The sequence below is a fragment of the Radicibacter daui genome (assembly GCA_030657355.1).
Lineage (GTDB): Bacteria > Pseudomonadota > Alphaproteobacteria > Radicibacterales > Radicibacteraceae > Radicibacter > Radicibacter daui.
This window is the reverse complement of the sequence record CP131056.1, coordinates 1,027,061-1,040,214: the sequence shown is the minus strand read 5'-3', so window position 1 is coordinate 1,040,214 and position 13,154 is coordinate 1,027,061. Positions and strand designations below refer to the sequence as shown.

The 13,154-nt window shown below is 64.7% G+C and carries 14 protein-coding genes; 7 read left to right on the top strand and 7 right to left on the bottom strand.

The genetic code is table 11. The features are described from left to right. Position 1: 1 nt before the first annotated feature. The 5 genes from rplB to rpsJ are packed head-to-tail and all read right to left on the bottom strand — an operon-like array spanning position 2 to position 2,894. Positions 2-829 carry a 50S ribosomal protein L2 gene (gene rplB / locus QTL98_RS04840; RefSeq protein WP_445681094.1) on the bottom strand — a complete coding sequence of 276 codons (828 nt, stop codon included), beginning with the start codon at positions 827-829 and terminating at the stop codon, positions 2-4. A 15-nt stretch (positions 830-844) separates the two neighbouring features. Next, complete coding sequence (locus tag QTL98_RS04835) at positions 845-1,177, bottom strand: 50S ribosomal protein L23 (RefSeq protein ID WP_445681093.1); 333 nt, start codon at positions 1,175-1,177, stop codon at positions 845-847. Further along, positions 1,174-1,791, bottom strand: a complete 618-nt coding sequence (gene rplD, locus QTL98_RS04830) for a 50S ribosomal protein L4 (RefSeq protein WP_445681092.1) — start codon at positions 1,789-1,791, stop codon at positions 1,174-1,176. Before rplD ends, QTL98_RS04835 begins: the two co-directional genes overlap by 4 nt. 30 nt (positions 1,792-1,821) lie before the next feature. Continuing rightward, positions 1,822-2,571, bottom strand: coding sequence for a 50S ribosomal protein L3 (gene rplC, locus QTL98_RS04825; RefSeq protein ID WP_445681091.1), 750 nt, complete (start codon positions 2,569-2,571; stop codon positions 1,822-1,824). A gap of 14 nt (positions 2,572-2,585) precedes the next feature. Beyond that, entirely contained in the window at positions 2,586-2,894 is a 309-nt protein-coding gene (rpsJ, locus tag QTL98_RS04820) for a 30S ribosomal protein S10 (RefSeq protein WP_445682089.1), read from the bottom strand. A 598-nt stretch (positions 2,895-3,492) separates the two neighbouring features. Here rpsJ and QTL98_RS04815 point away from each other — a divergent pair. Then, positions 3,493-3,792: a DUF1244 domain-containing protein gene (locus QTL98_RS04815; RefSeq protein ID WP_510637547.1), complete on the top strand. Its 300-nt coding sequence runs from the start codon at positions 3,493-3,495 to the stop codon at positions 3,790-3,792. A gap of 106 nt (positions 3,793-3,898) precedes the next feature. Continuing rightward, complete coding sequence (locus QTL98_RS04810; RefSeq protein WP_445681089.1) at positions 3,899-4,147, top strand: DUF2312 domain-containing protein; 249 nt, start codon at positions 3,899-3,901, stop codon at positions 4,145-4,147. Positions 4,148-4,170: 23 nt separating this feature from the next. On the opposite strand, the gene QTL98_RS04805 is transcribed toward QTL98_RS04810, so the two are convergent. Both QTL98_RS04805 and QTL98_RS04800 read right to left on the bottom strand, forming a co-directional pair. Next, on the bottom strand, positions 4,171-4,770 hold the full coding sequence (locus tag QTL98_RS04805) for a helix-turn-helix transcriptional regulator (RefSeq protein WP_445681088.1): 600 nt from the start codon (positions 4,768-4,770) through the stop codon (positions 4,171-4,173). A gap of 87 nt (positions 4,771-4,857) precedes the next feature. Next, positions 4,858-5,484 carry a cysteine hydrolase family protein gene (locus QTL98_RS04800; RefSeq protein WP_445681087.1) on the bottom strand — a complete coding sequence of 209 codons (627 nt, stop codon included), beginning with the start codon at positions 5,482-5,484 and terminating at the stop codon, positions 4,858-4,860. Positions 5,485-5,798: 314 nt separating this feature from the next. On the opposite strand from QTL98_RS04800, the gene QTL98_RS04795 reads away from it, so the two are divergent. From QTL98_RS04795 to QTL98_RS04775, 5 genes are all read left to right on the top strand, one after another. Further along, positions 5,799-8,654, top strand: a complete 2,856-nt coding sequence (locus QTL98_RS04795) for an ATP-binding protein (RefSeq protein WP_445681086.1) — start codon at positions 5,799-5,801, stop codon at positions 8,652-8,654. 118 nt (positions 8,655-8,772) lie between these two features. Next, complete coding sequence (locus QTL98_RS04790) at positions 8,773-9,426, top strand: hydrolase (protein ID WP_510637533.1); 654 nt, start codon at positions 8,773-8,775, stop codon at positions 9,424-9,426. Positions 9,427-9,515: 89 nt separating this feature from the next. Then, positions 9,516-9,800, top strand: a complete 285-nt coding sequence (locus QTL98_RS04785; RefSeq protein WP_445681085.1) for a DUF1427 family protein — start codon at positions 9,516-9,518, stop codon at positions 9,798-9,800. Between the two features lie 84 nt (positions 9,801-9,884). Then, positions 9,885-11,786, top strand: a complete 1,902-nt coding sequence (locus QTL98_RS04780) for an amidohydrolase (RefSeq protein WP_445681084.1) — start codon at positions 9,885-9,887, stop codon at positions 11,784-11,786. 253 nt (positions 11,787-12,039) lie between these two features. Continuing rightward, positions 12,040-12,951, top strand: a complete 912-nt coding sequence (locus tag QTL98_RS04775) for a LysR family transcriptional regulator (RefSeq protein WP_445681083.1) — start codon at positions 12,040-12,042, stop codon at positions 12,949-12,951. Positions 12,952-13,154: the final 203 nt, after the last annotated feature.

The window sequence follows — 13,154 nt, the reverse complement described above, 5'->3', positions numbered from 1 at the left end:
CTTACTTCTTGTGCCGGCTACGGATGATGAACTTATCCGTTGCCTTGTTGGAGCGGGTGCGCTTGCCCTTGGTCGGCTTGCCCCACGGGGTGACGGGGTGACGGCCACCGGAGGTACGGCCTTCACCACCACCATGCGGGTGGTCGATCGGGTTCATGGCGACGCCACGCACGGTCGGGCGGATGCCCAGCCAGCGATGACGACCGGCCTTGCCCATCGAGGTGTTCATGTTGTCCGGGTTGGACACGGCACCCACGGATGCCATGCACTCCAGACGCACCATGCGCAGCTCACCGGAAGCGAGCTTGATCTGGGCGTAACCACCGTCGCGGCCGACGAGCTGGGCATAGGTGCCAGCCGAACGGGCCATCTGGCCACCCTTGCCGGGGGTCAGTTCAACATTGTGGATGATCGTACCGATCGGCATGCTCTTGAGGGGCATGGCGTTACCGGGCTTCACGTCCACCTTGTTGCCAGCGACGACCTGGTCACCGGCCTTGAGGCGCTGCGGGGCCAGGATGTAGGCCTGCGTGCCGTCGGCATAGTTGACCAGCGCGATGAACGCGGTGCGGTTGGGATCGTACTCAAGACGTTCCACGGTGCCGACGACGTCGAACTTCGTGCGCTTGAAATCGACCAGACGGTAACGGCGCTTGTGACCGCCACCGCGATGGAAGACCGTGATACGACCGGTGTTGTTACGGCCGCCGGACTTGGTCAGGCCTTCGGTCAGGGACTTGACCGGCTTGCCCTTCCAAAGCTCGCCACGGTCAACGATGACCAGCTGGCGGGTACCCGGCGTGATCGGGCGGAAATGCTTCAATGCCATGATCTACGCTCCCCCTCAGACGCCGACGGTGACGTCGATGGTGTGGCCCTCGGCGAGGGTCACGATGGCCTTCTTGTAGTCGCTGCGGCGACCAAGAGTGCCCTTGAAGCGCTTGACCTTGCCCTTGGTGACAAGGGTGTTCACGGCCTTGACCTTGACGTCGAAAATCTTTTCGACGGCGGCCTTGATCTCCGGCTTGGTGGCATCGCTGGCAACCTTGAAGGTCACCTGGCCATGCTCGGAGCCGAGGGTCGACTTTTCCGTGATCACGGGAGCGCGGACGATGTCATAGGCACGCTCGAGCGGGAGCGTATCCTTGCTGACGGTGCTGCGATACTTAAGGCTCATTTCAGGCGGGCCTCCAGTTGCTCGACAGCGGCCTTGGTGAGGACCAGCGTGTCGCGGCGCAGGATGTCGTAAACATTCGCGCCTTCCTGCGGGAGCAGGTCGATCTTCGGAATGTTACGGACAGCGCGCTCGAAGTTCTCGTCACGGCCAGCGTCGACGAACAGGACCGAGTCCCAGCCATTCTTGCCGAAGAGCGCAGCCATCTCGCGGGTCTTGTGCGAGGTAGCCTTGGCGTCGTCGATGATGACGAGCTTGCCAGCGGCGAGCTTGGTGGACAGGGCGGTCTTGAGGCCGAGCTTGCGTTCCTTCTTGTTCAGGTCGAACGCATGGGAGCGAACAACCGGTCCGAAGATGGTCGCACCGCCGCGGAACTGCGGCGAACGCTTGGAGCCCTGACGGGCGCGACCAGTGCCCTTCTGGTTGTACGGCTTGGCCGTCGTACCAGAAATCTCACTGATGCCCTTGGTCTTGTGGGTACCGGCACGGCGCTTGGCCAGCTGCCAGTTCACAACCTTGAACAGAACGTCCGAACGGGACTTGAGGCCGAAAACGGCATCGTCCAGTTCGATGTCGCCGACCGGCTCGTTCTGAAGGTTCACAACCTTGATTTTCATTTGGTCATATCCCTTTGGATCGGCGCGGTCTTACGCTTCGCCGCCAGCCGTCTCGGTAGCCTCAGCGGCAGCCGGAGCAGCAACGGTGCGAAGAGCGGCGGGGAACGGAGCGCCTTCCGGAAGCGGCTTCTTGACCGCGTCCTGAACCAGCACCCAGCCACCGTCATGACCCGGGATCGAGCCCTTGACGAGGATGACGCCGGCTTCGGCATCGACGCGCACGATCTTCAGGTTCTGAACGGTAACCCGCTCGTCACCCAGATGACCGGCCATCTTCTTGCCCTTGAAGACCTTGCCCGGATCCTGGCACTGACCGGTGGAACCGTGGCTGCGGTGCGACACGGACACGCCGTGGGACGCACGCAGACCACCGAAGTTCCAGCGCTTCATGCCGCCGGCAAAACCCTTACCGACCGAGGTGCCGACCACGTCGACGAACTGACCCGGCAGGAAATGTTCGGCGGAGATTTCCGCACCAACTTCCAGCAGGGCGTCAGCCGGGACGCGGAACTCGACGACCTTCTTCTTCGGCTCGACCTTGGCCTTGGCAAAGTGACCGCGCTCAGCCTTGGAGGTGCGCTTCACCTTGGCGGTGCCGGCACCGAGCTGAACGGCGGTGTAGCCGTCGGTCTCTGCGGTCTTGACCGCGGTCACCTGGAGATTGTCCAGCTTGAGCACGGTAACGGGAACATGAGCGCCCTGCTCATCGAACACGCGGGTCATGCCGACCTTCTGTGCGACGACGCCGGTGCGGCGGTGCCCCTGAATATCACGAAGCATGTGCCGAGCCTCCCTTAGAGCTTGATCTCGACGTCGACACCGGAAGCGAGGTCGAGCTTCATAAGAGCATCAACCGTCTGCGGGGTCGGATCGACGATGTCGAGCAGGCGCTTGTGGGTACGGATTTCGAACTGCTCACGGGACTTCTTGTCGATGTGCGGACCACGCAGCACCGTGAACTTCTCGATCCGAGTCGGCAGGGGAATGGGACCGCGCACTCGCGCGCCCGTCCGCTTCGCGGTGTTAACGATCTCGGCCGTGGACGCATCCAGGATCCGGTGATCGTACGCCTTGAGGCGGATGCGGATATTCTGACCTTCCATCATCTACCATCCTTGTCAGTCAGGTCGCGCTTTCATGTGAAGCGACCTGAAGGGCATGTCGACCGCTACCCCGGAACGCTCTTTCGCCCTTCTCCTTCCGGCGCCGAAGCACCGGGCAGATAATGCGAAAGACCGCCCCACCTTCGGACCTTCATCCGATGGTTGGCAGCCGCCACAGAGGCCTTTGTTGTCCGACCGTGTCGCAAACGCCCCGCTCACACGGGCACCCCTGCTACTCGGCCTTCGCACGTGAGTTTGTTTAAAGGGGCCTCACCTACCCCGAACACCACGCCGGCAGCCACTTCAGATGGACGAATTCGCCACCCGGTCTGGCAATCCAACGGAATGCAGGCGGGCCTTATACGGCAAACCGCCCCCCATTGCAAACCGAATCCCGGCCTAGGTTTTCCGCCTTTCAAGGGCAGGCGGGTTGCGTCCAGCGCATGGCTGGCAACAGGGGCCTGGGCAGGGGTGATTGACGCCGTCGCCCGGGGTGCCTAAGTGCGGAGGGAAGGCCCCGCTGCCGTCCCGGCCGGCAGAGCCACACTCTTATATATAGCCCTGCGAGGAATGCACCATGACCGCGACCCGGCCCGAGATCGACGAGGCCACCCGCACCGAGCTGGAAGCCGCCGCCTTCCGCACGCTGGTAGCGCATCTGCGCGAGCGCACCGACGTGCAGAATATCGACCTCATGAACCTTGCCGGCTTCTGCCGGAACTGCCTCGCCAAATGGTACCGGGCCGCCGCCGAGGAGAAGGGCCTGCCGCTCGACTATGAAGGCGCGCGCGAGATCGTCTACGGCATGCCGTACAGCGAGTGGAAAGACCGGCACCAGAAGGAAGCCAGCGCCGAGCAGCAGGCCACCTTCAGCAAGAGCCAGCCGGCCGGACACTGACCCTCCCGGTCGCGGGGCCGGCATTGCCGCGCGGCGCCGGCCCCTTTATAACCGGCGCCCTGAACGGACCGGTTCGACAGAACCCAAGCAGCGGAGACGAGACAAGATGGCCGAAGAAGTCGGTGGCATCGCGGGCGAGCAGCTCAAATCCTATATCGAGCGCATCGAGCGTCTTGAGGAGGAAAAGCGCGGCCTGCAGGACGACATCAAGGACATCTATGGCGAGGCCAAGGCCCTTGGCTTCGACGTCAAGATCATGCGCCAGGTCATCCGCCTGCGCAAAATGGCCAATGACGACCGCCGCGAGCAGGAAGAGATCCTGGAGCTCTACAAGGCCGCGCTCGGCATGGAGTAAGGCCGGCCCCGGCCGTCCTGCCCTCAGGCAGCGGCCGGCGTTGCCAGCAACAGGCCATCGGCCCCGGCGCCGTGCATGCGGCGCCACTGGCTGGGTGTCATGCCTACGAACTTGCGGAAAAGCCGGGTGAAGTGCGCCTGATCGGCAAGGCCGCAGGCCAGCGCGATCTGGCTCAGCGGCTCGTCCCCGTCCCGCATCATCTGGCGGGCGAAGGCGATTCGGCGCTCCATCACATATTGTGAGAACGGGCTGCCGAAGCTCGCCTTGAAGGCGCGGGAAAAATAGCTGGAGCTGAGCCGCACGCAGGCGGCCACTGCCCCGATGCGCAGCGACACCGACAGGTTGTCGTCGATGAAGTGACGCACGCGGGTCTGCTGCCAGGGGGCAAGGCCGCCCCGGGTGCCGGCCTCCATCTGCTCCTGCTCCAGCAGAAGACAGCGGGCGGCATCCAGACAGCGGCGGGCCGCTTCCTTGTCGTCCTCCAGAAGATGCACGGCATTGTGCAACAGGTCTGCGACCTGAACCGAAAGCCGGCTTTCTCCCCGGATCGCTGACTGCTGCTCGGACACCAGCATGACCGCCCCCTCGCGTCGCCTGATGGCCGCCCGCCCGGCGACCGGCATCAAAGGTGCGCCTTGCGGGCCCTCACACAAAGTTAAGCGGTGGGAAGCCGTGTAAAGAGACCGGAAAAAACGGCGGCCCTGAACGCCTTACAAGGGCTCCGGAAAGGCGCGGAGAATGGATTCGACCGGGGCCATGACATGGGCGTAAAGCGCGCCGCAGACTTCATGCGCAAACCGCAGCGCCTCGGCCGAAGGGGCGGCCGTGGCATCGGTCGCCAGCGTCACATGGAAGCCGGCATCGGCGGCAGCGCGGGCCGTTGCCTCGATGCAGGCGCTGGCGGGCGCACCGGTAAAGATCAGCTTCTGGATACCGTGCTGGCTGAGCAGCGGCATAAGCCCGCCGGAGACGAAGGCATTCTGGGTAAAGCCGGCATCCACCACCAGCTCCCCGGCCTCCGGCGCGAAATCGGGATGCCAGTCCGCCCCCCAGCTGCCCTCCTGGAAAAAGCCGTGAGCCGCCGCCTGACGCTGCCAGGGGGTGGGATGGCGCCAGCTGTCGAAGGAGGATTCGTCCCAGTAGCGGCGGGAGATGAAGACGACCCTGAAGCCGTTCTCCCGGGCGGCGGCGAGCAGACGGCGCATGTTCGCCAGCATGTCCACCCCCTGGGCGACGGCACGGATCTGGCGCCACACCACCCCGCCTTCGCTCAGGATATGGTTGATGGGGTTGACCATCAGCAGGGCGGTGTTGTCGGGGCTGTAGCTGCGCAGCATGCGATATCGGCCTGAATTTCCGTTGCGCCCTTGCCCTTCCGGTCCGGATCGCCGGGGTGCAGTTGCGGCATTATTGCTCTGCCGGCACAGGCCATATTGTGTGCTTGTGCCGCGCTTGTCATATGACACCCGCAATCGGGAGGTCACAGACCTCAATAACGCCCGCTCCGTTGAAAATCCGTTCACAACCGAGACCTACGGGCGCGGCGTCACGTCAGGGCATGATCAGACAACACACCCCCTCACCCGCCGCGCTATGATGGAGACCCTTCGGGTCTTGCGGGCGCGAATGGCCTTTCTTTCCAGGAGCGGGTGTGAACGCGCAGAGCCTTTCTTTCGGGCCGTTTGAGCTCTTGACCGACCGGCGCCTGCTGCTGCGCGCCGGGGTGCCGGTCAAGATCGGCTCGCGCGCACTGCATCTGCTGATCACTCTTGCCTCTCACCCGGGCGAGGTGGTGACGAACACTCAGCTGATGGCTGAAGTCTGGCCGGACCTGACGGTGGATGAAAGCAACATCCGCGTGCACATGGCGGCGCTGCGCAAGATTTTGGGCGATGCGCCCGGATCGGGCAGTTACATCACCAATATCCCCGGCCGGGGTTACAGCTTCATCGCCCCCGTTGCCGCATCGGCGCAGCCGGCTGCTGCACCGCGGGCACCGTTGGACGCACGCCCGGCGCTACCGGCAAACGCCCTGTTCGGCCGGCACGAAACGGTCGCCGACATCGCGGACGAGCTGACCCGCAGCCGGCTGGTGACACTGGTCGGCTCCGGCGGTATCGGCAAGACCAGCACGGCCCGCGCAGTGATGGAGCATTTCAGCCGCGATACCCGGCGCAGTACCTTTTTCATTGATTTTTCCGCCCTGGAGGACCCACAGCGGGTGGCGGGCACGGTCGCGGCTGCACTCTCCCTTTTCTCCAGCACCGCGGAACCCGAGCGGCTGCTCGCCCGCGAACTGGACGGGCGGCGGATACTGCTGGTGCTCGATAATTGCGAACATCTCGTCGATGCGATTGCCACGCTGGTGGAGCGGTTGCTGCTGGAGACGGCAGGGCCGGTCATCCTTGCGACCAGCCGCGAGCCGCTGCGCACCCGCGGCGAAAAGATCAAGCGTCTGCAGCCGCTGGCGCTGCCGCCGGAAACGGGCCGGCCGACCGCCGCCGAGGCGGGGCGTTATCCTGCCCTGCAGCTGTTTGCCGCCCGCGCCGAGGCCGCAGCTCCCGGCTTCCGGCTGGACGATGGCAACATCGCTGCTGCAACAGCCGTCTGCCGGCGGCTGGAAGGCATCCCGCTGACCATCGAACTGGCCGCCGCCCGGCTCGACATCCTGAGTGTCGGGGCACTTGCCACAGGCATCGATGATCATCTGGGATTGCTGTCGCGCGGATACCGGACCTATAGCGGACGCCAGCAGACGCTGCGGGCAACACTGGACTGGAGCCATGCGCTGCTGACACCGGACGAGCAGGCCGCGCTCCGGCGGGTCGCCCTGTTCCGGTCGGAATTTCCGATGGAAAGCGCCGCCTTCGTCGTGCGGGGCAGCGCAGAGGCCTCCGGCCGGTTTCTCGATGCACTCTCGGGCCTTGTGTCCAAATCCATGCTGGTCACGGTGAACCGGCCGGGCCAGGTGCTGTTCCGCCTGCTGGAGACCACCCGCAGCTATGCGCTCGAAAAACTGGCCGATGCCGGTGAAGGCACGCTGGCGCGCGAGCGCATGGCCACTCTGCTGGCACGGCAGTTCGCCGCCGACGAAGGTGACTGGGAAGGCGAGACGACCCCGGCGCGCATGGAGTTTTACCGGCGCAATCTCAACGATGTGCGCGAGACGCTGCGCTGGGGATTCGATGGGGAAGGTAACAGCGTCGAGGCTATCCGCATCACCGCCTATTCGGCGCCGCTGTGGCTGCAATTTGGCTACATCGCCGAATATGGCCGTCTGATCGAACTGGCGCTCGCGCGGCTTGCCGACCTGCCGGAGGAAATGCCGGAAGAAGAAATGCGCCTCAAGACGGCGCTCAGTGCCTGCCTGTTCAATCTGCGCGGCTTCACGGATGAAACCCGCGCCGCTGCCCTGAGGGCGCAGCAATTGGCCGAACGGCTGGCGATGCCCGTGTTCGAACTGCGCGTCCTCAAGCTGCTCTATACCGCCGCCAACTACGCCTCCGACTGCCGGCTGGCGCTGGAACATGCCCGGAGTTTTGGCGAAATCGCCGCCAACTATCCCGGCCAGAGCGTGCTGCGCTTCGTGCACCGGCGCATGCTGGCGGTGGCGCATCTGCGCCTTGGCCATCTGGATGAAGCCCGCGTGCATGCCGAAGCCGCGCTTGCCGTAACCCCGCGCGAAAACCCGGCCCTGCTGCGCACCAGCTTTCACTACGACCCGTGGATCGTGGCGCGCGCCGCACGTGCGCTCGTCCTGTGGTGCAAGGGCCACTTTGCAGCCGGGGAGCGGGAAAGCGCGGCGATCCTCGACGACGCCCTCGCCCTCGGCCATGCCCCCACCATCTGCTACGTCATCGTGACGACCTGCGTGTTGCTGCCCCTGTGGTCAGGCGACGCGCGGGGCACCCGGCGCAGCATCGATCTGTTGCAGCGCCATGCCGACGAACATGGCCTTGGCCACTGGCGCGAATGGGCAAGTTATCTGGAGCTGTGCCTGCAGCTTCAGGGCGGCCGCCGCGGGCCGGCGCCGCTCGACTGGGCGCCGCCGTCCCTGCTGCACAGCGAGTTGCTGGGGCCGTCCCATCCGGCGCTGGTCGATGCGAGCTTTATCGCCCATATCGACGCCGATCCGGAAAACTGGATGGCGGCCGAGGCCTGGCGCGTCCGCAGCCTGCAATTACTGGCCGAGGATCCGGTGCGCCACGAGCAGGAAGCCGAGATATTGCTGATGCGGGCAATCGAGACTGCAAGGCGGCAGAGCCACCTTGCCTGGCAGTTGCGCGCGGAAGCCGATCTTGCCCGCTTCAACCTTACCCGCGGCCGGACCGCCCCGGCGGTTACCCGGCTGCGTGCCGTGCTGGCCGAGCTGGTAGAGCCTTCCGGCTCGGGAATCGTGATTGACTGCCGGGCATTGCTGGATGAAGCCCTTGCCCGCCAGGGCGGCGGCAGGACGGAAGGATGTTCGCTGGTGGCGACGGCCAAAAATTCACTGGCACGGGCATAGGATTATCCAAATCCCCAGCTTGTGGACAATACCGCCCCGGACGCCGGGCCTAGTGTCTGCCCCGTGATTTCAACAATCCGCCGCCTTGAAAAGAGGCGGCGCGCGGAGACAGAACACCATGCCGATCACCGCCACCCCCACTCCGGGCGCCCTGCTGCTGTCGCCGACGGATCACGCGCTGATCCTCATCGATTTCCAGTCGCAGATGTCGTTTGCGACGCATTCGATCGACGCGATCACGCTACGCAACAATGCGGCGCTGATCTCCAACGCCGCTGCCGAATTCAAGGTGCCGACCATCCTGACCACGGTTGCCGAGAAGAGCTTCTCCGGCCCGATGTTCAGCGAAATCACCGATGCCTTCCCGGGCCAGGCGCTGCTCGACCGCACCTCGATGAACACCTGGGAAGATGCGGCCGTCATCAAGCGCGTAAACGAGATCGGCAAGACCCGTCTCGTCTTCGCCGGCCTGTGGACCAGCGTGTGCATCGTCGGCCCCACCCTGTCGGCCATCGACCAGGGCTTCGAGGTCTATGTCATCACCGATGCCTGCGGCGACGTTTCCGCCGAAGCGCATGAGCGCGCCATCGAGCGCATGGTGCAGGCCGGTGCCCGTCCGATGACCTCGCTTCAGTACCTGCTCGAGCTGCAGCGCGACTGGGCCCGCACCGAGACCTATGAACAGACCACCGGCGTGGCGAAGAAGTTCGGCGGCGCCTACGGCCTTGGCATCATCTACGCCAAGAGCATGTTCGGCGCGCACGAGGGCTGATTTCAGCATCTCATGGCCGGGTTGCCCGCCCCCAAGGGGGAGAAATGGGGCAGCCCGGCCCTTCCTTTTGCTGCGGCAGGGCTTCACCCATGAAACTCTATCTGGCCTCGATCCTCGCCGGCCTTCTGGTCGGCATCATCTACAGCCTCATCCATGTGCGCTCCCCGGCGCCGCCCGTAGTGGCGCTGCTGGGCCTTCTGGGCATGCTGGCGGGCGAGCAGATCCCGCCGCTGGTGCGCCATATCTGGCAGAAGGAGCCCATCGTGCAGTCCTGGCTGCATCAGGTGCGCCCCCACATGTTTGGCCATCTGCCCAAGGGCGCGCCATCCGCGCGCGACGTTGCCGCAACTTCCGAACCATCCGCCGAAGGTTAAGATAGCGGCGTCCGCCGCCCGGTTTTGAGCCGGCTCGAGCCCTCTTGCGCCGGCAGGATCCGATCTTCCAAGGGACCCATGACGATGACCGATACCTCCCCCGACCTCATCCTCCATAACGGGCGTTTCACCACGCTCGACCGCGCCAATCCGATGGCCGCCGCCGTCGCCATCACGGAGGGCCGCTTTACCCGGGTGGGCAGCGACAAGGACGTGATGGCGCTGAAGGGAGCGAAGACGAAGGTCATCGACCTCATGGGCCGCAGTGTCCTGCCAGGCCTCATCGACAACCATCTGCACATCATCCGTGGCGGCCTCAACTTCAACATGGAGCTGCGCTGGGACGGCGTGCGCTCGCTGGCCGACGCCATGAACATGCTGAAGGCGCAGGTGGCGATCACCCCGCCGCCGCAGTGGGTGCGCGTGGTGGGCGGCTTCACCGAGACCCAGTTTGCCGAAAAGCGCCTGCCGACCATCGACGAGATCAATGCCGTGGCCCCGGACACGCCGGTGTTCCTGCTACATCTCTATGATCGCGCGCTGCTGAACGCCGCCGCGCTGCGGGCGGTGGGCTACACCAGGGACACCCCGGCCCCGCCGGGCGGCGAGATTGTGCGGGATACCGCCGGCAATCCTACCGGCCTGCTGCTCGCCAAACCCAATGCCGGCATCCTCTATTCCACCCTTGCCAAGGGTCCCAAGCTGCCGCCGGAATATCAGCTGAATTCCACGCGCCACTTCATGCGCGAGCTGAATCGGCTGGGTGTGACCGGCGCCATCGATGCCGGTGGCGGCTTCCAGAACTATCCGGACGATTACGAGATCATCCAGAAGCTGCATGACGACGGACAGCTGACCATCCGCCTTGCCTATAACCTCTTTACCCAGAAGGCCAAGGGCGAAAAGGAGGACTTCCTCAACTGGACGAAGACCTCGAAATACAAGCAGGGCGACGATTATTTCCGCCACAACGGCGCCGGCGAGATGCTGGTCTTCTCCGCTGCCGATTTCGAGGATTTCCGCCAGCCTCGCCCGGATATGGGCCCGGAGATGGAAGGCGATCTGGAAGAGGTGGTGCGGGTACTGGCGGAGAACCGCTGGCCTTGGCGCATGCACGCCACCTATGACGAGACCATCTCCCGCGCGCTCGATGTGTTCGAGAAGGTGGACAAGGACATTCCGCTGAAGGGCCTCAACTGGTTCTTCGACCATGCCGAGACCATTTCCGAGCGCTCGATTGACCGTATCGCCGCCCTTGGTGGTGGCGTCGCCGTACAGCACCGCATGGCCTATCAGGGCGAATATTTCGTCGAGCGGTACGGCCTCGGCGCCGCCGCGGCCACCCCGCCGGTTGCCCGCATGCTGGAAAAGGGCATCAAGACCTCGGCCGGCACGGATGCCACGCGCGTTGCCTCCTATAATCCGTGGGTCTCGCTCTCCTGGCTCATCACCGGGCGTACCGTCGGCGGGCTTCGCCTCTATCCGCAGCACAATTGCCTCGACCGCGAGACGGCACTGCGCATGTGGACCGAGAACGTCACCTGGTTCTCCAACGAGGAAGGCAAGAAGGGCCGGATTGAAGCCGGGCAGCTTGCCGACCTGATCGTGCCGGATCGCGACTTCTTTGCCTGCGCGGAAAACGAGATCGCCGACATGAGCGCGCTCCTGACCATGGTGGGCGGCAAGGTCGTCTATGGCGCAGGTGATTTCGCCAGCCTTGATGAAAGCGACGTACCGCCGGCCATGCCCGACTGGTCTCCGGTGCGCAAGTTCGGCGGTTATGGCGCCTGGGGTGACAGCGCCCTTACCGGGCATAACCTGCATAGCCAGCAGGCTGTCATGCGGCAGGCGGAGGCGGCCTGCGGCTGCGGACATGAATGCAACGTCCACGGCCATGCCCATGCCAGCGCCTGGAGCAAGGTGATGCCGGTGGATGACCTCAAGAACTTCTGGGGCGCCCTCGGCTGCGCCTGCTGGGCGGTGTAAGAGCCGGAATACACCCTCCCTACCCACGTGGGGAGGTGGCCCGCAGGGCCGGTGAGGGTAATGAGGGAGCCATAAGGCGAAGGCCTTTGACTGGCCTCACCTCATTACCCCCATCCGCCGCGTTGCGGCACCTTCCCCAAACGCCTCACCACTGGAGCATTGGGGGATTTATCCACGCGGGTGGATGATCGCCTTGACCACCTTCAGCCCCCACGCTTATGTCCGGGAAGCCGCCTTTTGAGGATTGCGCTTCATGGACCATCTGCTTGCCCTTCGTGCCTTCGTTCGTATTGCCGAGGCCGGGTCCTTCGCCAAGGCCGCGGACAGGATGAACCTGCCGCGCTCCTCGGTCAGCAAACTGGTGCAGGACCTCGAAGCCCATCTCGGCACCAAGCTGCTGGAGCGCACCACACGGGCGGTGACGATCACGCAGGATGGCGCCGCCTATCATGAGCGGGCGCTGGCCGTGCTGGCCGATATCGACGAGATGGACAGCATGGCGGCGAGCGCGCGCATCGCCCCCCGGGGCCGTCTGCGGGTGGATGTGGGCTCCAGCCTTGCCAATCTGGTTCTCATCCCGGCGCTGCCTTCCTTCCAGGAAAAATACCCGGATATCGATCTGCAATTCGGCATCAGCGACCGGCAGGTCGATCTGATCGGGGAAGGGGTGGACTGCGTTATCCGGGCCGGGCAGCTGGCGGACACGTCGCTTGTCGCCCGCAAGCTGTGCGAACTGGACTGGGTAACCTGCGCCGCGCCGGCTTATCTGGAAGGAAGGGCCCTGCCCGCGACACCGGCGGACCTTGAAGGGGATCACCGGATCGTCGGTTATTTCTCCGCCGCCACCGGCAGGACGATGCCGCTGCGCTACACGCGGGGAGACGAGCAGATCGAGATCACGCCGAAATCGGGCATCGCGGTCAATGAAAGCACCGCCCATCTGAACAGCCTGCTCTGCGGCCTTGGCGTGGGGCAGACCTACGGCTTTATGACCCGGCGCCATTTTGAAAGCGGCGCTCTGGTGGAACTGCTGCCGGACTGGCGCCCCCGCGGCAATGTTCTGCACCTTGTCTATCCGGCAAGCCGCTTCCCCAGCCCGAAACTGCGGGCCTTCGCCGACTGGGCGGCGGCCGTGTTTGCGCCTTGCAACGCCCGCCCCTACTGAGCCGGCCATTATCCATTCTCATGGATAGTGATTCCAGAAGGACTGTCTTCTCGCTCCTGCCCTGACTTCATAAGTTCAGGTCATCGGACGGCGACGACAGGGCCGCAGCAACCAGCAGGCGGCCGCCGCTCTCCACCCGAAAAACAAAACCCTTTCAACGCTCCGGGCACCGCCGGGAGCGAACCCTCGAACACATCTTCAAG

What these genes read in the sequence shown, in the direction of transcription:
- rplB (WP_445681094.1), bottom strand. Translation starts at nt 829, where the DNA reads ATGGCATTGAAGCATTTCCGCCCGATCACGCCGGGTACCCGCCAGCTG.
- QTL98_RS04835 (WP_445681093.1), bottom strand. Translation starts at nt 1,177, where the DNA reads ATGAGCCTTAAGTATCGCAGCACCGTCAGCAAGGATACGCTCCCGCTC.
- rplD (WP_445681092.1), bottom strand. Translation starts at nt 1,791, where the DNA reads ATGAAAATCAAGGTTGTGAACCTTCAGAACGAGCCGGTCGGCGACATC.
- rplC (WP_445681091.1), bottom strand. Translation starts at nt 2,571, where the DNA reads ATGCTTCGTGATATTCAGGGGCACCGCCGCACCGGCGTCGTCGCACAG.
- rpsJ (WP_445682089.1), bottom strand. Translation starts at nt 2,894, where the DNA reads ATGGAAGGTCAGAATATCCGCATCCGCCTCAAGGCGTACGATCACCGG.
- QTL98_RS04810 (WP_445681089.1), top strand. Translation starts at nt 3,899, where the DNA reads ATGGCCGAAGAAGTCGGTGGCATCGCGGGCGAGCAGCTCAAATCCTAT.
- QTL98_RS04805 (WP_445681088.1), bottom strand. Translation starts at nt 4,770, where the DNA reads ATGCCGGTCGCCGGGCGGGCGGCCATCAGGCGACGCGAGGGGGCGGTC.
- QTL98_RS04800 (WP_445681087.1), bottom strand. Translation starts at nt 5,484, where the DNA reads ATGCTGCGCAGCTACAGCCCCGACAACACCGCCCTGCTGATGGTCAAC.
- QTL98_RS04790 (WP_510637533.1), top strand. Translation starts at nt 8,773, where the DNA reads ATGCCGATCACCGCCACCCCCACTCCGGGCGCCCTGCTGCTGTCGCCG.
- QTL98_RS04785 (WP_445681085.1), top strand. Translation starts at nt 9,516, where the DNA reads ATGAAACTCTATCTGGCCTCGATCCTCGCCGGCCTTCTGGTCGGCATC.
- QTL98_RS04780 (WP_445681084.1), top strand. Translation starts at nt 9,885, where the DNA reads ATGACCGATACCTCCCCCGACCTCATCCTCCATAACGGGCGTTTCACC.
- QTL98_RS04775 (WP_445681083.1), top strand. Translation starts at nt 12,040, where the DNA reads ATGGACCATCTGCTTGCCCTTCGTGCCTTCGTTCGTATTGCCGAGGCC.